This is a genomic window from Salinivibrio sp. MA351 (genome assembly GCF_001996065.1).
Lineage (GTDB): Bacteria > Pseudomonadota > Gammaproteobacteria > Enterobacterales > Vibrionaceae > Salinivibrio > Salinivibrio costicola.
This window is the reverse complement of the sequence record NZ_MUFG01000011.1, coordinates 42,550-62,349: the sequence shown is the minus strand read 5'-3', so window position 1 is coordinate 62,349 and position 19,800 is coordinate 42,550. Positions and strand designations below refer to the sequence as shown.

Here is a 19,800-nt window from a genome sequence, read left to right as displayed (position 1 = left end):
CCGTATTGAGTGATAGCGTACCACCTCCCTGTCCCTGAATAATTGATTTGAATTAGATCACAGTTTGTTAGGGACAAAATGTCCGCTGCGACACCATTGGCCGCAGCGGTGCGAATCAACCGCGACCAGGCGCTTGGGTTGCGGCAATATGATCGCCGATCTCAATCAAACGGCTCAAAATCCGCTCACCATCAACGCCAATGCCATTGTGCTCGTATTCGTTAGTCATCCACGCTTGACTGTTGGCAATCTGCGCCAAGGTTTGACGGGAATAATCGAACTCGACAAACATGTCATCCACATAGGTGGCACAGGCGAGCGGCACCGTATTGCATTTCAGCGCATCCAGATCATACAGCGCCGGCCAATCGCTCTTTTCTGCCAGTAACATGGCAGCGTCTTTGAGCGGCTTAAGGGTAGCCAGTTGATCAAACATCCACGGGTAAACCATTTCGCCGGTAAAACGGAACGGCTGATCGGGCTGATAGTGGAACTGCGGGAATTGATCGCGCACCCGATGGGCTGACCACTGCGACGCCTGCTGCTGGCAGTAAATCGATTCATGCAAAATAGCGTAAAACGGGTTGGTTAAATACCCTTGGTCAGCCTGCATCGCATTTAAGAACGGATAGCTTAAGGTACACTCGCCATTCCCCTCTATAAAGGCTCGTTCTAGTAAGTAATACAGCGGCAGCCCGGCATGGCCGCGACCGAGATTCAGTCCCAGCGTTTGAAATTGCTCAACGGTAAACGGCTGACCGTTTGGCAGCGTCACCGTATTGTTTTGCAAATACTGGGCAATCTCGTGACAGCGGGCTTGTGCATCGGGGAATTGGGCGAAAAACTGCTGGTTCTTGTCTTCCACGCGCTGATAGGTTTTTTGATACACCGCATCGGCGTGTCCCTTGAGCGGCGGGATCCCACCGGTGACAAACGCGCGAGACAAGGACTGCGGAAAGAACGACAAATAGGTGAGGGCACAGAACCCACCAAAGCTTTGCCCGAGGATCGCCCATTGCTTGATGCCTAACGCCTCACGTAAACACTCGGCGTCTTTCACGATGCTGTCGGCGCGAAAATGGCTCAGATACGCTGCTTGCTCGGCAGGCGTGAGATGGGCGAGTGTTTGGTGATTTACCGGCGCGCTTAAGCCTGTGCCGCGTTGGTCGAGCAACAACACGCGATAATCGTCTAATGCGCGTTTTAGCCAACCTGTGGCGCCGTTGGGGCGGGGAGACTCCATGCCTGGCCCACCTTGAAAATACACCAGCCACGGCAGATCTGCTTCGTGATGGCGTGTATCAACCACTTCACGAGCAAAAATAGTGATCGGCGTACTATTGGCGTCACTGTGATCCAGTGGGACCTCAACACGGTGACTGCGATAACGGATATAACGATCATAAAGATCTTGCATGGTAATGCCTTTATAAACAGAAAGATGACGATGATTAGGTTATCAGAGTTGTTCGGTCTCAGCGAGCAAGCACGAAGCCGAACTTCTTCGATTTTTATGTGATCTATATCACTTTTATATTTACTTAGCCTGCTAACTATTTTATATTGCTTGTTCTCTATTACTTAGCAGGCTAAGTAATCCGCACGATTGAGGGAGAGATCGCATGACCGCTTCACATCCAGAACATATGTCGATAGCTGAACATCTAGGACGGACCGCACGACTATGGCGACGCGTAGCCGATTCCGAGCTTGAACCACTTGGGCTCAGTTATCCGCGCTGGAGTGCGCTGTGGATGTTACGTCGATTGGGCGATGGCATCAGCCAAAGTGAGTTGGCGCAAGCGTTAGAGATTGAGCTGGGCTCGTTAATGCGCACGTTAAAGCACCTTGAGGAACAAGGGCTGATCACACGGCGCTGCTTACCCGAAGATAAACGAACCCGAACCGTCCATGTTACCGACAGTGGTTGTGAATTAATGTCGCGTATCGAAGCGCGGGTGTTGCGGGTACGCAAACATTTGTTGTCTGGTATCGCCGCTGAAGATTTTGAGGCTTTAGAGCGTGTATTGGTCACCATCAATCAAAACGCACTCGACTACGTAACGTCTTCTCAAGATGAATAAAAAGCAAGGCGATACCTCGTTCTTGTTAGGGCGACGCTGTTCAGCGCGATACTTTCCAGTGCAACACTAATCAATCATGATGTAGATAAGTAAAGGTAATAAGTACGAATGACACCGGATGAAAAATTTTCTCGCTGGGTAAAAATAGCGGCGCTCAGTTTTCTGATCCTTTTCGGTTATTTTTTAATCGCAGATAATACGATGCCACTCACGCCTCATGCGATGGTGACACGCACCGTCACCAAAGTGGCACCACAAGTGAGTGGCCCAGTCAGCGCGCTGGCGGTCGACAACAACCAAGACGTTCACCAAGGTGATGTGCTGTTTCGGATTGAAAGCGCGCCTTACCGAATTGCCGTCGACCAAGCAAAGCTCGCACTTGCCCAGGCCAGACAAAGCAATGCTCAGCTCGATGCCTCCTTGATGGCCGCGCGCCAAGATGTCTCTGCGCTCGCGTCGGTATTGGCACAAAAAGCACGCGAAGCGAAACGATTAAAAGCTCTATTTGCTAAAAATGGTGTGTCGCAGCAGCAGCGCGACGATGCGATTAGCGCGGCCGATACTGCACGCGCCAAATGGGAAGCTGCCAAAGCGCGTGTCAGTGCGCTTCAAATTCAACGGGGCGGTGATGGTGCCAGCAACATTGCCGAACAAGTGGCATTGAGCAAGTTAAAGAAAGCGCAATTGAATCAATCGTATACCATCGTAAAAGCCAGCCATGACGGCGTAGTGACCAACCTGCAATTAGACGTGGGCGCCTATGCCAGTGCCGGCCAGCCAATCATGGCATTGGTGTCAGAACGTGCACAAGTGATTGCCGATTTTCGTGAGAAAAGTGTGCGCGACATTGAAGCAGGTTATACCGCGCTAGTGGCGTTTGACAGTGAGCCCGGCGCTTTATATGCCGGTCATGTTACCAGTGTTGATGCGGGGGTCAGTGCGGGTCAAATCGATGCCAATGGCCAGTTGGCCTCACCCACCAATTCCAACCGATGGGTACGCGATGCACAGCGTATGCGTCTGCACATTCAACTTGATGAATGGCCATCTCATGCCCTCCCCACGGGTGCTCGCGCTACGGTACAACTGGTGCCTGACCATGCGATAAGCGGTCTGCTCGCAAAAGCACAAGTGGGCTTTCTGAGTATGCTGCATTACATCTACTAAGGGCGAGTGCAATGAATTTATGGCATCACCCGTTAAGCGATAATGATGTACGCCAATGTGCGCGCATAGCCACCGGCGCGACCTTAGGATTCGCGATTTGTAAGTTTTTCGACTGCAGCTTTGGGGTGTTTTTTACCGTCACGCCAATGTTGCTGCTCGGCCTTGTCCCGGTGATCAATGGCCGTGCCGCGCGTCAGCTTTTGGCCTCGGCGGTGATCAGTGGGTTAGAAGTTGGACTGCTGGGCGGATTATTTGGCGCGCATCCAGGGTTAATGACGCCTTTGGTATTCTTGTTGTTCACCTACAAATTTGCCTGCATGTCAAAAGGGCGTTTTTTTCTTTTTGGTGCCAACAGCGTGTTAAGCCTTAGCATCATGCTTCATTTTGCGAGTTATCCCGATTTACCGATTAATACCTTAATCTTCGGTAACCTGGGCGCGAATGTGTTATCGGTCGCAGTGGCGTATCTCGTCACCTGGTTAATTCCTGATGTCACGCCGCGCCAGCCGCCTGCTGCACCCGCAGGGGGAAAACAATCCCATCGGATGCGGCATGAAGCACTCATGGGCGCGACGTTGGCGACGGTCTCGTTTTTCATCTTTCAGCTGTTTGATTTGCGCGATTCGATTTCAGCACAAGCCACCACCGTGTTGTTGCTGTTCCCGATGCATTGGAACGGCTCGCTCAGTTATGCGCGCAAACGGGCGATTGGTACAGTGTTGGGCGTGGTGTATGGGGTAGGCTGCCAAGTCATTTTATATGATTGGTTTAACGTGTTGATCTTGGTGATCCCGCTGCTTTGGATAGGCACCATGTTGTTTGCTAAAGCGCATTTAAAAGAGGCCGGTGGCTCAGGCGTGGGGTTTGGGGCCATGGCAACGCTCGGGATCTTATTCGGGCAATACTTAAGCCCCAACCAAGACTTTATGTACGATGCCTTATATCGAGTCAGCAGCAACTTAGTCGCCATTGTGCTCACCTTGATGCTTTGCTTTATCGTGCATAAATTACTTAATTACTTCCCCGCAACGCGGTTTGGCGTCACTTAACTGCCGCTTATGCTGGGCACGAACATGCTTCGCTTCAGTCAACTAATAATCATGATTTTTGCGGCTAACCTCTCAGCCCAATTTCACTTTTGCGAAGCATCACTTGTTTAACCCATGACCTACCGCTATGATTCTGGTTAACAATTATGTACAGAGAGGAAGTCAGCCGTCTCTCATACTGTTCGACACTGAATTTTTCGGCACATTACGCGCCGGTTGTGACGGCTTTAGTCCTTCCCCATCATTTAAAAAGGCAGCGTAGTGAAAAAACTCATTTTGATCGTGGTCTGTGCCATGTTTGCGGTTGCGGCCATTGCAAGCATCACGGCCACTACCTTTATCTCGCATGACGAGATAGACAGCATTATTCTTAAACGTTCGCAAGCACAGGCTGAGCTACTTGCCGACCGTGCGGAATACATCTTAGAAAACTCCTCCACGCCTACCGCTGATCTGCAAGACATGGTGTCCGATCTTAAAGGTCGAGACGACATCAGCTACGCAGTGATGATTGATAAAAATATCAAAGCCATTGCTCATAGCGATAGACAGAAAATTGATAAGGTGTACAGCGATAATTATACCGTCGCCGGTGCCGGCCAGGGTCAGCCCCAGCATTCGCGCTGGTACGCCGATGTGCAAGATGTATGGGTGTACGACATCATGATGCCGGTGTATGTCGATGGCCGTCTTTGGGGCGCGTTTGATGTCGGCATTCCCATCACCGAAGTCGATGCTGCCGCCAATGGTATCGCCATCGCCCAGCTTACCGCGATTGGCTTGATTTTTATCGGCTGTACCTTGGTGCTAGTGTGGCTACTCGGCCGTTTATTCGCGCCGCTTAAAGGCTTAGAATATGCGCTGGCAGATATCTCGAAAGGCGATGGTGACCTTACCGTGCGCTTGCCCGTGACCGGCAATAACGAGATCACTCGCATCTCAGAGGCGTTTAACACCTTTGTGGATAAAATCGACCAAATCATCGCTAACGTGGTTGAAACCGGTGAAGAGCTTGGCCGCTCGGCGGGATCATTGCGCGATAAAGCAGCGCAGTCATTAAAGCGCGGTGAGTCACAAAGCGAGCAAGCCTTGCTGGTGGTCACCTCAATGAACGAAATGATCGCCACCATTAATGAGATCTCGCAAAGTGCGTCTAGCGCGGCGGACTCGGCCTCATCGGCGAACAGCGAAACCGAAGCCGGCAAGCAAACCTTGACCGAGGCAACCGCGACGATTAACCAACTCGACACTGAGATGGATAACATGTCAACGGTGATCACCTCGTTGGCCGAGCGAACTCAGTCGATTGTCTCGATTCTGGATGTGATTCGCGGGATCTCTGAGCAAACGAACTTGCTTGCCTTGAACGCAGCGATTGAAGCGGCACGTGCTGGTGAGGCTGGACGTGGCTTTGCGGTGGTCGCCGATGAAGTGCGCAGCCTGGCGACTAAAACCTCACAATCGACCGAAGAAATTCAATCGACCATTGATCAGCTGCAGCAAGAAGCGAAAAATGCCGTTGATGCCATGGATACCAGCAAGGCATTGACCACCGAAGGTAACCGTGCCACTGAGCAAGCACTGACAGCACTAGAAAGCATTGCCACGCAGGTAAGCACCATCTTAGATATGAACACCCATGTTGCGACCGCGACCGAAGAGCAATCGAGCGTAGCGAATGAAATCAACGTCAACATGGATAATGTTAACCAAGCGGCACAAGCCGGTTTGGAAGATAGCCATAGTCTAGAGGCCAGCAGTCAAGACTTAGCCGGTCTGGCACAAACGCTCGACCAGCATGTCGGCGCCTTTAAAATCTCGGCAATTAAACCGACAACAGGTACCTTGCGGGCGTCGCGTCATTAATTCATCTTTGAATGAGCGCGTACAACAATCGCCAGCCCCGTGCTGGCGATTTTTCTATCGTGCGCCCATTGATGCAGACGTGCTTGTACGCAGCTGTTGGTCGGGCAGGTGGTCGGCAAGAAACTCTAACCACGCGGCTACCTTGGGCTGTAACTGGCGTCCGCTGGGGTAGAGCGCCCAAATACCTTCATCGTCTACCCGATAATCCGTTAACACCTCAACCAGTTCGCCGTTTGCCAATGCTGCCTGCACATAATAATGGGGCAGCTGCGCCAAGCCTAGACCATGCTTAGCCGCATCGAGTAAGGCTACACCGGAGTTACAGCGTAACTTTCCCGATACGGTCAGTGTGCGAATTTTACCGCTGCTTTGATAATGCCAATGTTCATTTGATCCCACCAAACAGGCATGGCGACTGAGTGCACTGGGTGAATCAGGAGAGCCATGAGTGGCTAAATAGCCAGGGCTGGCACAAATGGTTAATTGGCGCGATCCCAACCGTTTTGCCTTAAGGCTCGAGTCGGGTAAGTGACCAATACGAATTGCCACATCGGTGCCGGTATCGGTTAGATCTACGCGTCGGTTAGTCAGGTGTAAATCGATCGACACTTGCGGGTAAGCGGTTAAAAATGGCGCAAGCAAGGGGGCAATATATTGCTCACCAAAGTTCACCGGCGCAGTGACGCGGACCAGCCCAGAAGGAAGCGCTTGCGATTGAGTAATGGTTTGCTCAGCATCGACCAAGGCCGCGAGCAGTGGGCGGCAGCGTTGATAATAGAGCTCACCTTCGTCGGTGAGTGACACTTTGCGGGTGGTGCGATGAAACAGCTTCACCCCCAAATACGCCTCAAGCGACGCCACCCGACGACTTACCGACACCACCGTGATGTCCAATTTATTAGCCGCTTGGGTAAAGCTGCCATGCTCGGCTACCGATAAAAATTCGTTTAATCCTTCCCAATGGGGTGCCATTACCGTCTACCCTGTCTATATTCACTGACACATATTATTACGAAAGTGAAATAATGATTTTCAATTTTGCCAGATTATAACTAAAACTAACTTAGTTAGCATAGTCAGGTCGTAATCGTGAACAAAAAGGATTCTCCAATGGCACTAACAATCAAGCCGGGACAAACGCATATCAAATCAAAAGCCGCGGTCGCATGGGGGCCAGGTGAACCCCTGAAAATGGAAGAGGTCGACGTTCAATTACCTAAACCAGGTGAAGTTCTTGTCAGAATCGTCGCCACTGGCGTGTGTCATACCGATGCCTTTACCCTATCGGGTGACGATCCTGAAGGGGTATTTCCTTCTATTCTTGGCCACGAAGGCGGTGGCATTGTTGAAATGGTCGGCGAGGGCGTGACCAGCGTCGAAGTGGGCGATCATGTGATCCCGCTTTACACTGCCGAATGTGGCGAGTGTAAATTCTGTCTATCTGGCAAAACCAACCTATGTGGCGCGGTGCGTGAAACCCAAGGCAAAGGCCTGATGCCTGATGGCACCTCGCGCTTTTCGATTAACGGCGAGACCATTTTCCACTACATGGGCTGCTCGACCTTCTCCGAATACACGGTATTGCCAGAGATCTCATTGGCGAAAGTGAGCAAAGCCGCGCCGCTGGAAGAAGTTTGCTTGCTTGGCTGTGGCGTCACCACCGGCATGGGCGCAGTGATGAACACCGCCAAAGTAGAAAAAGGCGATACCGTAGCGATTTTCGGTTTGGGCGGCATTGGCCTGTCAGCCATCATCGGCGCACGTATGGCCGGCGCAAGCCGCATCATCGGCATTGATATCAATGAAAGCAAATTCACCCTCGCCAAACAGCTGGGCGCCACCGATGTGATTAATCCTAACGATCACGATCAACCTATCCAGCAAGTGATTGTCGAGATGACCGACGGCGGGGTCGATTACTCGTTTGAATGTATCGGTAATGTCGATGTGATGCGCCAAGCCCTAGAATGCTGCCACAAAGGCTGGGGCGAGTCAGTGATCATTGGGGTTGCCGGCGCCGGCCAAGAGATTTCAACCCGTCCATTCCAGCTGGTGACAGGGCGCGTTTGGAAAGGATCGGCGTTTGGTGGCGTAAAAGGCCGCTCAGAGCTGCCCGGCATTGTTGAGCGTTACCTCGATGGTGAGTTTGGCCTGCAAGAATTTATCAGCTATACCATGGGCCTTGATGAAGTGAACCGCGCCTTTGAACTGATGCACGAAGGCAAAAGCATTCGCAGCGTGATCCACATGGACCAATAACAGGACGGCCGCCGTGGCAACACGGCGGCAGAATAACCATGCAACTAGAAAAAATAAGCGAAAACAAAGTCGCAGGCGGTTGGCACCAACGTTGGCAGCATGACTCTAGTGCCACCAACGGCAAAATGACGTTTGCGATCTTTCTGCCTGAGAAAGCCAACACCCAACCGGTGCCCGTGCTCTACTGGCTCTCGGGCCTGACCTGCACCGACGAAAACTTTATGCAAAAGGCCGGCGCGTTTAAACAAGCCGCCACCTTGGGCATGGCGATTGTGGCGCCGGACACCAGCCCGCGCGGCGAGGGTGTGGCGGACGCCAATCAATACGATCTCGGCCAAGGCGCGGGGTTTTATGTTAATGCCACCCAAGCGCCGTGGCAGTCGCACTACCAGATGTACGACTACGTCGCCAATGAGCTGCCCGAGCTGATTGAATCGCACTTTGCGGTCAACAACCAGCGCGCGATTGCCGGACACAGCATGGGCGGCCACGGCGCGCTAGTGATTGGTTTGCGTAATCCCTCACGCTACAGCAGCATTTCGGCGTTCAGCCCCATTTGTCATCCCACCGATTGCCCGTGGGGCAAACAGGCCTTTAGCGCTTATTTAGGCGATGACGAACAAACATGGCAAAGCTACGATGCTACCGTGTTACTCGCCCAACGCCCCACTGCCATGCCGATGCTGGTGGACCAAGGCGACAAAGACGGCTTTTTAGCCGAGCAGCTTAACCCGCAAGCCCTAAAACAAGCGGCAGAGAAACACAACTCCCCGCTCACCTTGCGCATGCAACCCGGCTACGATCACAGCTACTTTTTCATCAGTACCTTTATTGATGAACACCTCGCCTTCCACGCCACCCGCTTTGCGCGGTAGGTACAAACCACGTCGAGACCCCAAGCGGCCACCCAGGCCGCTTTTTTTGCACCCATTTCACAAAACATGGCTTGGCTAACACTTTGGACAATAGCGCACGAAAAGCAAAACAGCGCTTGATACACTACCCGCAAAATAGCCAATAAATGGCGTGTTAGGTGCCGACAACTGATCGGCGGTAGCGTGGTGAGTGGATGGTTCCAGTTTCACGCTTGGGGACAGTGTGAATGCCCGAGCAGCGATAGGCGGCATGCATACTATCGCGGAAAAGAGACATGCATGACATGTAATAAACTCTTTTTATAACAATGGTTTAGTAAGATAATAATGCGTGTAACGATTTTGGGCAATCGCTCATGCGCACTAACTACAATGTTATGTGCTTGCGTAAGCTAAGGGGGTCTTGAAAGCTAGATGTTTCGAGCGAGAAAATTGATCCTTAAGGTTCTATCGAGTAATATTAACTACGTATCGTAATATTGATACATCCGCGAAAGGAACAAAGGTAAATTATTATGACTAACCCAAACTTAGACCTGCTCAGAATGGCAAGTGACATCGGTGATAAACATCGAGGTGTTTCAGTGGTTGGCAAAACTAAAGAAGAAACAATGGCTAATCTTCTTACCATGTTTAAGACTAGTAATGAGCAGCATCAAACAGAAACCAATAACAAGAGCTCTCGTTAATCCTTCCTTTCAAGAAATTAGCGACTATTTCGGCTATGATTCAACGAAGTATGTTCCCGAGATAGCCGCTCTCCTGCAACAGTGGGCCGATCAAGGTTACGTTGAAGTATATCAAACAATTCAAGACCGAGAGTACGGAATGATTAAATCGTCCGAACTTAACAGTAAGGGTGTACTCGCTCCTTACTATATAGGTCTGTATCACGCGCGCTTAGTCGAGGGCGAGCATGATCCATTAGTTGTCGTTAAGTTCTACGAAGATGAAATTCAATATCATACTGAATCTGCTACAGAAGCTGTTGATATGCGCTTTATGATAGATCATGAGGACCTCTTTGGCACAGCTAGTGTTAAAAGAGATCCTGCTGCATTAAGAAAAATGTGGTTGGAGGTAAAGGGTAAAATCGACGAGGGTGATCCTTCATAACTCCAGTCGAGATCGTACATAACAAGTATGTCGTCAATCGTTAAATTTTGGCGAGGTGTTCATCAAGCTCAGCTTGCATGGCTGCTTCAGTGAGTTGCTTGATGAGGGGGTTAAGATACCGTCTTTGCCGGTGAGGTCTTTACCTTCACGCAAAGCTTGCAAGGCGGCATCCATATCGAATGTTGGTTTGGTCATGTGTCATCCCTTTTTGATACAGTCTAACGAAATGACACAGAATTCTGAACACTACCGTACGACTTGAGCACGTCCATCTTGAATCACCTTTTTGCCTTTATATCGCCCACTTTCTTGTGTCACGGGAGCAACACCCAAGAGTGATGCCGCTTGCTGAGGGATCCCCTCATAATTTTCTTTATCGTTCCCACGCTCCCGCGTGGGAACGAGTTAAATTGTGCCCGTGAGAGGCAGCACACCAACCCCAACCACTGAACCAAACCGAACCACGTTCGTACTGGGTATCGTTATTTTTAACCGAATCAATATCTAACGGGGTGAGTGTGAACCAAATCAATCCAGCCAAGTTACGCAATAGCAAGTGGACGGCGGTAAAACCCATTCATCGCGAGAAGCACTTTGTAGTCTCTGACGTTGAGTATGATGAAGACGGTGTGGTGGTGTTATGCGTGCTCGAGTCAGTGCTATCGAAAAAAGAATATTCGATTGACTGGCGAGAGCTCAAAAATGATGAGAAGTGGCGTCAAGGATGGAGATAAGGTCACCCATGAACCGAGCGCAATGTCAGGATTTGGAACTGGCGGTAAGCAGCCTCGACCGTATTCGTGTAAATGGCCTCTATGACGTTGTTGGGGGAGTTGAAGCCGGTGGGTAACATGGCCGTTAAAGAACTGGATATCGTAAATATCAGCCATGTGAATGACATTCACCATGGGGCGTTTTGTGTTTTTTGTTAGAAAAGATCCACCTTCATGGTAATTGAGTTACTTGCTGCTACGCTTAAAACAAATAGCAGTGTAGAGGATTTTGCCATGACAATCAGCCGTAAGATTAAAGCCATGGCGCTTGCCCTTTTGTTGGGGTCATTTCTTACCATTTACCTGGTTATGGAGTGGGTAGCGAAGCCCGTGTTGCAAGAACAGGCAGAGGCTAGCGCTCGACAGACCGTCACCAATATTGAAGGACGTATTGCAACAGTACTGAATGAAGGGGCGGTTTTGACCGACACACTCGCGGCGCTATCGGAAACATTGCCGTTAGATCGCACACAGTTTATTGAACGCCTCGAGCCTGTGGTCGATCATTACGGTAACGTCGCGATTGCGGGCGGTGGTGTTTGGCCTGAACCCGATAAGCTCACGCCGGGAAAAACGCGTGATTCTTTATTTTGGGCGCGTAATGAGCAAGGCTCGCTTGATCTATTAGATGATTACAATGATCCCGCTGGCAGTGGTTATCATAACGAAAGCTGGTATCAAGCCGGGCGTGGCCTACCAGCTGGGCAATGCGCCTGGTCTGCTGCCTATGAAGATGCTATTTCTGGCACACCAATGGTCACCTGTACCGTGGCAATTCGTCGAGATGGACAGTTTTGGGGCGTTGCGACAGTCGATTTGATGCTCTCCGGCCTGTCAGACTTATTGATTAGCCAAAACGAGGCAACTGGAGGCTATGCGTTTGTGCTCGATCAAACCGACCGCATTCTGTCGTTTCCAGGTGTGCGTTCTTCAAGCCTTAGTATGCAAAGCCTGAACGATGCAAGTAGACAATATCCGCTTCTATCCCCGCTTGTATCAGCACTAGATGTCGGCGAGCCGGTTTATCTGCCTGAAGGGTTGGTTGGCGAGAGCCGCTCGCTCCTCGTACAAGTTCCTTTGTCGGAACAGGGCTGGACAGTGGGCATGTTATTGCCTGAACCAAAAGCTTTAGCCGCATTAAATCGAGTAAGCTCGGGCTTATATATAACATTGTTACCGTTGGTGACTGTCTTTGCGCTAGTCGTGGTCCTACTCGGCCAGAGGCTAGTTCGTAGCATTAAAGAAACGACTCAGCAAGTTGACAGCCTATCTAAAGGCGACAAAGGGAGTAAGCTTGAGATTGTTCGCGCTGATGAAATGGGTGAGTTACGGCGTTCAGTCAACGAATATGGCTCTCATCTTGAAAAAATCCTCGAAGATGTAGCGAAAGAAGCCGTTGGCGTCAAAACCAGCGCAAACAGCTTACAGGCGCTGAGCCAAGATTTGAGTGATCAAGCGTCTGCGCAGATGAATGAAAATATTACGCTGGCGGCATCGATCAACCAAATGTCAGCGAGTGCCACTGATGTGTCCAGCAATACCGCGACTGCCGCAGATACTGCCGAGGATGCGTCGAAATTGGTTGCAAAAGGACAGCTAGCCGTGGATGAGAATAGTGATGCTATTGCAAAACTTGCCACCACACTGAAAGAAGCCTCCTCTGTAATTGATAAACTGGCCTCCGACTCACAACAAGTTGGAACAGTGCTTGAGGTCATCAAAAAGATCTCAGAGCAAACCAATCTACTGGCATTGAATGCGGCAATCGAAGCAGCGAGAGCAGGAGAGCAAGGACGCGGGTTTGCAGTCGTTGCCGATGAAGTGCGCTCATTAGCCGCCAAAACGCAGGAATCGGCCGCCGAAATTGATGGCATTATTCATCAGCTTCATTCGGCGGCTAGCCAAGGTGTGGAGGTGATTGAATCAAGTTATCAGTTGTCTCAATCTTCGGTTGAGCGAGCGGGTGTGGTACGTGAGCACTTTGAAGAAATTGTCACAGCGTTTGATAATATCAAAGAGCGCACGGTAAGCATTGCTGCGGCATCTGGGCAGCAAGCGCACGTAACAGAAGAGATCAGCCAACTCGCGGATCGAATCAGAATGTTATCTGAGAAGAATGCTGAAGGTGCGTCTGAACTTAAAGTAATGAGTGCTGATTCGCTAGAACGGTCTGAGCGTCTGACAAAAATCAGTCAATAACAGCAGCCATCCCCATTACATGCCCGCTGACTAAGGGCTGATAAGTCGACGCGCGAAATAATACTTATCAGCCCGATAAAATCATTTACTACGGGACTGGCGTGAGCTCAAAAATGATGAGAAGTGGCGTCAAGGGTGGAAATGAATACACGCGGTGTGAGTATCTAAAATAGGCGAGGTTATCGAGCAGAGTGTGGTACAGTCCGCGCCCTGTTTCCACGCATCTTTGTGATGTTGGCTGCCGCTAAATAAAGGTCTCGTTCATGCCGTTTTCTGCTCTCTCATTGTGTTCTACATTGCTTCACGCGCTGCCCAACACGTTTAAACAACCAACGGCCATTCAAGCGCTGGCGATCCCTGAGCTGTTAGCCGGTAATGATGTATTGGCATTGGCAAACACCGGTAGCGGCAAAACGCTTGCCTACGGTTTGCCTTTGTTGGAAGCGTTAAACGCAAACCCTCAGCATCAAGCGCTGATTTTAGTGCCAACGCGTGAGCTGGCGATGCAGGTCAGTGACGCGATCAACCAAGTGGGTAGCGCCTTAGATCTCAGTGCCATTTGCTTGTGTGGCGGTGTTGATAAAGCGGCGCAACAACAAGCACTGGCGGACAATCCCAACATTCTTGTGGCGACGACAGGGCGCTTGGTAGATTTAGCCAATAATGGTTTGGATTTGAGCACGGTACATTATCTTATTTTGGATGAAGCGGATCGTTTGCTCGATATGGGGTTTTGGCCGGATGTGCAAAATATTGCGATGCAAACTGCACGTAAACGCCAAACTGCGATGTTTTCAGCGACGTTTTCCGATGCGCTCAAGCAAAAAGCCAACCAGCTAATGGTTGCGCCAAAACAGCTCGCCGCGCATCAAGAAAACAGCACCCATCAAGAGGTCACAGAAACACTTTACTTGGTCAACAAAGGCAGCAAAGCGAAAGCCTTGATTGAATGCATCAAGCAAAACGCGTGGTCACAAGTGTTGGTGTTTGTGGGAGCGAAAGAAAATGCCGATGGCTTGGCGAAAAAGCTCAACAAAGCGGGCATCTCGGCCAGTGCACTGCATGGCAATAAAGTTCAAACCGAGCGAGAGCAAGCCCTGGCGCAATTCAAATCTGGCCAAATCAACGTGTTGATCGCCACCGATCTATTAGCGCGTGGCATTCACATTGAACACTTACCGGTGGTGATTAATGTTGAATTGCCCATGCACGCCGAGACCTATATTCACCGCGTGGGGCGCACTGCTCGTGCTGGTGAACAAGGTGTGGCTATGTCTTTGGTGTGTCATGGCGAAATGGACGCACTCAACGCCATTCGTCAACTTACGCAAAGAGCATTGCCGGTGCAAGAGCTGGACGGTTTTCCGGTGACAGACAAACCATCCACAGGGGAAAGTAAACGCGCTCCTCGCGACAAGAAAGCCAACCGACGCACGAATGCGAAAAAGAGCATTAAGCAGTTTCAAACAAAGCCGAAACGCCCAGCGCCGGGGGCAAAGTAAGGCGTGTCAGGGTTGTTATTTGAGGTGGAAGATTTGCTCTGTTTCTAGCGATGTCATCGCGCGTACCTGACGCCAAATGTAATAGAAAATACCGAACATCATCAACATGCTAGGGATAGCAATCATCGGGTAACTGTATAGCGTCATCTTACCCAGCTCTTCATTAAAGGCGGGCGTGCCCGCAGGGCTGGTCACGATCCAAGTCGCCAGGAAGTAATTCATCGCTGATGAAAACGCAAAGGTGCTGGCGAATAGATAGTTAGACCGCATCAGACAACGTTCAAAGGCCGAGGATTGACCATTATCTTTTAAACGCTGATTAATCAACGAGAGGTTGAGCACGGTGTCATTCAATATTAACTTTTGCATCAGTGGGTAGCGGGTAAAGGTTGAGCCCAATACGGTTAAACCGATGAGGCCCGGGATCAGCGCCTCTTTCAAGGCTAACCAACGCGTATCTAGCTCCAACAAGCCAATCCCGCCTGTCAGTAACACGCTGATAAAGCCAAGTGCAGCGATAAAATTGAATTTCTGGTTGCGGACCAGATCCATCCCGCCGTATATGAGAGGAAACGCCAAAGCGACGACCAGTGCCATGGCTGTGCCTAGGTATTCATCTCCGCTCAACTTCATCAGGATGATCGAGGGGATAAAAACGTTGAACAGGATTTCAAACAGGGGACTCGGCTTCTTCGCCGTCGTGTTACTCATAGTATTTTACTGACTCTACGCGACATGAGCTGCCATTGTACTGTGCCACGCAGTGTTCATCTAGTCGCGATTGATGTAAAGCGCAAAAGCGCACCGTTGTGTAACTATGTGTGAAATCAGCAGGTGCTTGGCTCTTAATCGCTTTCACTTTTAAGCATTAAGCGGAGTGCGTCGTATAAACCAGCATGCTGGTGTAACCCACATAGCAGGCGAGCAGTAATACCCCTTCCGCGCGGTTAATTTCGCGTGTCTTGCCAAAGCGAACAGAGACCAAAATCAGCAATACGGTCACAGCCAGCATCACCATCCAATCTCGCCAGAAGACTTCTCTACCAATCTCGTTAATGGGCTCGATAAGGCCGGCGATACCAATCACGGCCAGCGCATTGAACATGTTCGAGCCGACTACATTGCCCACGGCGATATCGTGTTCGCCTTTGCGGGCGGCGATGATAGACGCTGCCAATTCAGGGAGGGAAGTGCCGAGGGCGACGATGGTTAGGCCAACAATCAAATCACTCACGCCAAGTTGTTGCGCGATTTCAACCGCGCCCCATACCAAAATCCGCGAGCTAATAATCAGCAGCACTAGGCCAATCACCAGCCATATCAACGCTTGTTTTCTAGAAAGTGGTTGATTGGTTAGCTCGGCATTCACCTCCTGCGCGAGCGGATCGTCGTTGGTTTGCATAGCATGCTTGATGGACCATCCAACCAGCAGTAAAAATCCACCGATTAAGATCAAGGCTTCGGTAAAGCTAATGGCATAATTCCATAGCATGGCGCCAACCGCCAAAGTGACGACGAGAAGAATCGGTAATTCTTTACGGACAATGGTGGAATGCACCGCAATCGGGGCGATCAGCGTGGTGACCCCGAGAATTAAGGTGATATTGACGATGTTAGAGCCTATCGCATTGCCCAGCGCTAACGCCGGGTTGCCATCCATCGCGGCCATCGCCGAAACCACCATTTCTGGCGCGGATGTGCCAAACCCGACCACCAACATGCCGATTAATAAAGGAGGCACGTTGGCGTACTGAGCACTCGCAGCCGCGCCGTCGACAAATCTGTCGGCACTCCATACCAACAACGCAAATCCAGCGATAATCGCAAGTGTTGCTAGCAGCATAGGTTCCCCTTCATTAATACTGGTTGATGAACGAGGTCTGTGCCCATCAAACGTCGCGTGAGATCGGTATTAATGACATAGTTTTTAAGCTTTGCAACAAAAAAATGTATGGCAACGTTAACCCACACTCGCCTTCTTTAACGCATACCAATCAATCTCCTTTGGTAGGGGGACATCGTGATGATCGCGTGTCACAGCAAGAAAGGTCGCGTCGGTAGCGCTGAAATAACGACTAGTCATTGTCCATTGGCCATTACCGATAAAAAACTCTAATGAGCTGGTATCGGCGAGGACTTGTAGCGGTAACTCTTCCAACTGCTCAGACAAGTGAATACAGCGACGGGTGTCTCCTTCCGTGGCGAGGCTTGTACTTCTATCAAGCGTTAGGGTGCGATTGTTGCCGTCAATGGTGAGGGCACAACCAGACGGCTCCGTCGATGTCGCATGAGAAGCAATGCCACTGCGACTGTGAAAATACAGAGTGTATTGTCCGCTTTTTGGAATGGGTAGATTGGTACTGAGATCAAATTGCTTAGTGCCCAAATCCACGGAGGTCGCGTCGCTCTCGGTGCGAATCACTAAAAGTTGCTGAGGACCTCTGAGGCGTTGCAGTGCGGTCGCTGGACGCTGATAAATTTGCCCATTTTCCCAGCGTAACTCACGCGGGCAAGTTAACTGGTGAAGCCAGCCAGCGGTTTGACTGGGTTGATCCACCTCGTCTGGGAGACCCATCCAAGCTATTAGCATGCGCTTATTGTCAGGGGTCTGAGCTGTCTGTGGCGCATAAAAATCAAACCCATGATCCAGTATCTGCCAATCATCAAGTTTGATGCCGTCTGCTTCTAGTGTGGCTTTGGCGTAACCATTATGGTGAGGCACGTGGTGATCGGGCGTTGGCGCTGTGCTGCCTTGTGGGCAGAGGATACACAGCCATTGGTCGTTTAATGGGAACAGATCGGGACATTCCCACATATAGCCATGGTCGCCGAAGCTGTCGCCACTCAACCCGTCGTAGCGCCAATGCAGGCCATCAATAGAGGAATACTGCGCCAGGCGACCTATTTTGTCTTCACGCTGTGCGCCAAGCAACATCCGGTAGTGTTCGCCATCATGAATGACTTTGGGATCGCGAATATGCTCGGTGACGCCAGCAGGTGGGGCATCAATCACTGGCCCAAGCTTTTCAAAGTGAATGCCATCGGTTGACCGAGCCACACACTGGGTGGTTTGGCGTAGGCGCTCAGGGCCAATACGGGTGTTGCCGGTGTAATAAAGCCATAAGGCGTCGTTTATTACCATGGCGTGACCCGAAAACACCCCGTGACTGTCATACCAATCGCTGGGGGTAAGACCAAGGGGCGCGCTGCGCCATTGCACTCCATCAGGGCTGACTAAATGCACCCAAAATTTGTCTTTGTGCTCGCAGGCAAAAGGATACCACTGATAGAAAAGGTGATAGTGCCCTTGAAAATAGATAAAACCATTGGGGTCATTGAGCAGCCCTTGAGGTGGACTGATATGCCAAGTTGGACGATGGAAGTCTGTCTTGCTGATTGAAGCGTAGCAGGGCGCGGCTTGCTCACGCAGGTTGTGATCGATAAGGCGTCCTAGAGCCGTCAGTGTGTTCTGATTCACGGGGTGAGCAAGTGTGATTTGGCGCAGCGAATGGTCAATCGTATTGATTGAAAGGGCTTCTTGGTTTACGCGCTCAAGCTCAATGAGCTCAATGATTATTTTGCCTTGATGACGCAATACGCGGCGCAGATTATCTGCGCCACCGCACGCATCAACCAAGCTTGCTGGGGTTATTTCCATCTATCCGTACCAATGCTATTTTCGGGAACGTTCCAAAAATAGCGAATAAGAGGGTAAGAGTGCAAGTGGAATTTACCTCTTCTGCTTAACATATCGCCTTTTTAGGGGCAGGTGTCACGGCTAACGTAGTTAAACCCCATCACTAATTTAGAGACATGGCTTTGTCCCGTTTCCAGTAATTCAAGCAACATTTTTGCGCCGCTTTCACCTGCCGCATCAAAGGCATAGTTAAAGGTGGATAGGCTCGGTGATACTACGTGTGCAAGCTCATCATCACCCACACCAATCAGCTTCACAGTGTGACCCGGTGTGATCCCATGTGTTTGTAGGGCTTGGATGGCACCAATAGCAATACGGTCGGTGGCGCAAAAAACGCCGTCTGTCTCTGGATATTGATCGAGCATAGCGGTCATCGCGACATGGCCAGATTGAATCGAGAATTGCCCTTGATAATGGAATAAAGGTTCGGTTTGACTGAGTGTGGTCAACGCATTCTCAAGTCCTTGATAGCGCTGCTGATCAACCGCGATGTCTGCGGCTTGCACACCTAGGAATCCGATACGTTGACAACCGGCTTTAATCAGTTGCTCGCCGGCGCAAAAGCCAACCCGGTAATCATCATGAATCACGCTGGGGATGCTGTAAGGAGAGCCATCTTGACCAATCACCACGACTGGTGCACTCGAGCGCTTAATTGCTTGGACCAAGGCGGGGTTGAGTGTCGATGCAAACAGTAGGATCCCTTCTACGCGTTTTTGGTTGAATAAATCGAGATAATGACAAATACGCTGATCGTCCTGGCGAGTGTTAGCCAAAAGCACTTGTTTCCCTTTTTGATCAAACACATGACTCAGGCCATCGACACTGGCTGACATGGCGTGGGATGACACTCGTGGGACAATGACACCGATAAGGTTAGTTTTATTGGATTTTAAATCCTTAGCGATTTGGTTAACGACATAGCCGCATTGCTCGATGGCGCGGTTCACTTTTTCAATGGTCGCTGGTTTCACGCCATATTCTTGGTTAATTACGCGTGACACGGTTGATTTGGAAACACCCGCCAAACGGGCGACATCATTCAAGCTAGCCATGAGTTCTCCTTTGCTTAGCGCATCATCATCGGTGCATTTAGTGCTCCTTTGCAAACAAATCTATCCAAACTCCCTTTTTTTAGTGATTGATATCACATATATGGCAGGGGGTGCACCATGATTTACTGATCGGTATCACAGCCATAATCCCTGATACT

At 50.4% G+C, this 19,800-nt stretch carries 16 protein-coding genes and 2 pseudogenes; 10 read left to right on the top strand and 8 right to left on the bottom strand.

The window, feature by feature from the left end; genetic code table 11:
* Nucleotides 1-115: 115 nt before the first annotated feature.
* Nucleotides 116-1,417 (bottom strand): alpha/beta fold hydrolase, encoded by a 1,302-nt coding sequence (locus BZG78_RS07730; protein ID WP_077660850.1) that lies wholly within the window; start codon nucleotides 1,415-1,417, stop codon nucleotides 116-118.
* Nucleotides 1,418-1,622: 205 nt separating this feature from the next.
* On the opposite strand from BZG78_RS07730, the gene BZG78_RS07725 reads away from it, so the two are divergent.
* From BZG78_RS07725 to BZG78_RS07710, 4 genes are all read left to right on the top strand, one after another.
* On the top strand, nucleotides 1,623-2,084 hold the full coding sequence (locus BZG78_RS07725; RefSeq protein WP_021024442.1) for a MarR family transcriptional regulator: 462 nt from the start codon (nucleotides 1,623-1,625) through the stop codon (nucleotides 2,082-2,084).
* A 108-nt stretch (nucleotides 2,085-2,192) separates the two neighbouring features.
* On the top strand, nucleotides 2,193-3,251 hold the full coding sequence (locus BZG78_RS07720) for an HlyD family secretion protein (RefSeq protein ID WP_077660849.1): 1,059 nt from the start codon (nucleotides 2,193-2,195) through the stop codon (nucleotides 3,249-3,251).
* Between the two features lie 11 nt (nucleotides 3,252-3,262).
* A complete protein-coding gene (locus tag BZG78_RS07715; RefSeq protein WP_021024444.1) occupies nucleotides 3,263-4,300 on the top strand; it encodes a DUF2955 domain-containing protein in 1,038 nt (345 codons plus the stop codon).
* 261 nt (nucleotides 4,301-4,561) lie between these two features.
* Nucleotides 4,562-6,166, top strand: coding sequence for a methyl-accepting chemotaxis protein (locus tag BZG78_RS07710; protein ID WP_077577348.1), 1,605 nt, complete (start codon nucleotides 4,562-4,564; stop codon nucleotides 6,164-6,166).
* Nucleotides 6,167-6,220: 54 nt separating this feature from the next.
* On the opposite strand, the gene BZG78_RS07705 is transcribed toward BZG78_RS07710, so the two are convergent.
* Nucleotides 6,221-7,138, bottom strand: coding sequence for a LysR family transcriptional regulator (locus BZG78_RS07705; RefSeq protein WP_077660848.1), 918 nt, complete (start codon nucleotides 7,136-7,138; stop codon nucleotides 6,221-6,223).
* Between the two features lie 138 nt (nucleotides 7,139-7,276).
* Between BZG78_RS07705 and BZG78_RS07700 the strand changes: the two genes are divergently transcribed.
* The 3 genes from BZG78_RS07700 (at nucleotide 7,277) to BZG78_RS07690 (ending at nucleotide 10,416) form a co-directional block, all read left to right on the top strand.
* Nucleotides 7,277-8,425 (top strand): S-(hydroxymethyl)glutathione dehydrogenase/class III alcohol dehydrogenase, encoded by a 1,149-nt coding sequence (locus BZG78_RS07700; RefSeq protein ID WP_077577350.1) that lies wholly within the window; start codon nucleotides 7,277-7,279, stop codon nucleotides 8,423-8,425.
* A 38-nt stretch (nucleotides 8,426-8,463) separates the two neighbouring features.
* Nucleotides 8,464-9,300, top strand: a complete 837-nt coding sequence (fghA, locus tag BZG78_RS07695) for an S-formylglutathione hydrolase (RefSeq protein ID WP_077660847.1) — start codon at nucleotides 8,464-8,466, stop codon at nucleotides 9,298-9,300.
* A 645-nt stretch (nucleotides 9,301-9,945) separates the two neighbouring features.
* The gene (locus BZG78_RS07690; protein ID WP_131826074.1) at nucleotides 9,946-10,416 is read left to right on the top strand and encodes a hypothetical protein; all 471 of its coding nucleotides are present in this window, start codon (nucleotides 9,946-9,948) and stop codon (nucleotides 10,414-10,416) included.
* Between the two features lie 49 nt (nucleotides 10,417-10,465).
* Here BZG78_RS07690 and BZG78_RS07685 read toward each other — a convergent pair.
* Nucleotides 10,466-10,611: pseudogene (locus BZG78_RS07685) on the bottom strand (IS256 family transposase); the annotation flags it as partial.
* A gap of 60 nt (nucleotides 10,612-10,671) precedes the next feature.
* Nucleotides 10,672-10,764, bottom strand: a pseudogene (locus BZG78_RS15305) (transposase); the annotation flags it as partial.
* 170 nt (nucleotides 10,765-10,934) lie between these two features.
* Here BZG78_RS15305 and BZG78_RS07680 point away from each other — a divergent pair.
* From BZG78_RS07680 to BZG78_RS07670, 3 genes are all read left to right on the top strand, one after another.
* Entirely contained in the window at nucleotides 10,935-11,150 is a 216-nt protein-coding gene (locus BZG78_RS07680; RefSeq protein WP_077660845.1) for a TIGR02450 family Trp-rich protein, read from the top strand.
* A 273-nt stretch (nucleotides 11,151-11,423) separates the two neighbouring features.
* The gene (locus BZG78_RS07675) at nucleotides 11,424-13,388 is read left to right on the top strand and encodes a methyl-accepting chemotaxis protein (RefSeq protein ID WP_199877172.1); all 1,965 of its coding nucleotides are present in this window, start codon (nucleotides 11,424-11,426) and stop codon (nucleotides 13,386-13,388) included.
* 263 nt (nucleotides 13,389-13,651) lie between these two features.
* Nucleotides 13,652-14,890: a DEAD/DEAH box helicase gene (locus BZG78_RS07670; protein ID WP_077660843.1), complete on the top strand. Its 1,239-nt coding sequence runs from the start codon at nucleotides 13,652-13,654 to the stop codon at nucleotides 14,888-14,890.
* A gap of 15 nt (nucleotides 14,891-14,905) precedes the next feature.
* Here the strand turns inward: BZG78_RS07670 and BZG78_RS07665 are convergent, their stop codons facing one another.
* From BZG78_RS07665 to BZG78_RS07650, 4 genes are all read right to left on the bottom strand, one after another.
* Complete coding sequence (locus tag BZG78_RS07665) at nucleotides 14,906-15,601, bottom strand: VC0807 family protein (protein ID WP_077660842.1); 696 nt, start codon at nucleotides 15,599-15,601, stop codon at nucleotides 14,906-14,908.
* 157 nt (nucleotides 15,602-15,758) lie between these two features.
* Nucleotides 15,759-16,733 carry a calcium/sodium antiporter gene (locus BZG78_RS07660; protein WP_077660841.1) on the bottom strand — a complete coding sequence of 325 codons (975 nt, stop codon included), beginning with the start codon at nucleotides 16,731-16,733 and terminating at the stop codon, nucleotides 15,759-15,761.
* Nucleotides 16,734-16,850: 117 nt separating this feature from the next.
* Nucleotides 16,851-18,548 (bottom strand): glycoside hydrolase family 32 protein, encoded by a 1,698-nt coding sequence (locus BZG78_RS07655; protein ID WP_077660840.1) that lies wholly within the window; start codon nucleotides 18,546-18,548, stop codon nucleotides 16,851-16,853.
* Between the two features lie 101 nt (nucleotides 18,549-18,649).
* Nucleotides 18,650-19,642, bottom strand: coding sequence for a LacI family DNA-binding transcriptional regulator (locus BZG78_RS07650; RefSeq protein WP_077460941.1), 993 nt, complete (start codon nucleotides 19,640-19,642; stop codon nucleotides 18,650-18,652).
* Nucleotides 19,643-19,800 lie beyond the last annotated feature (158 nt).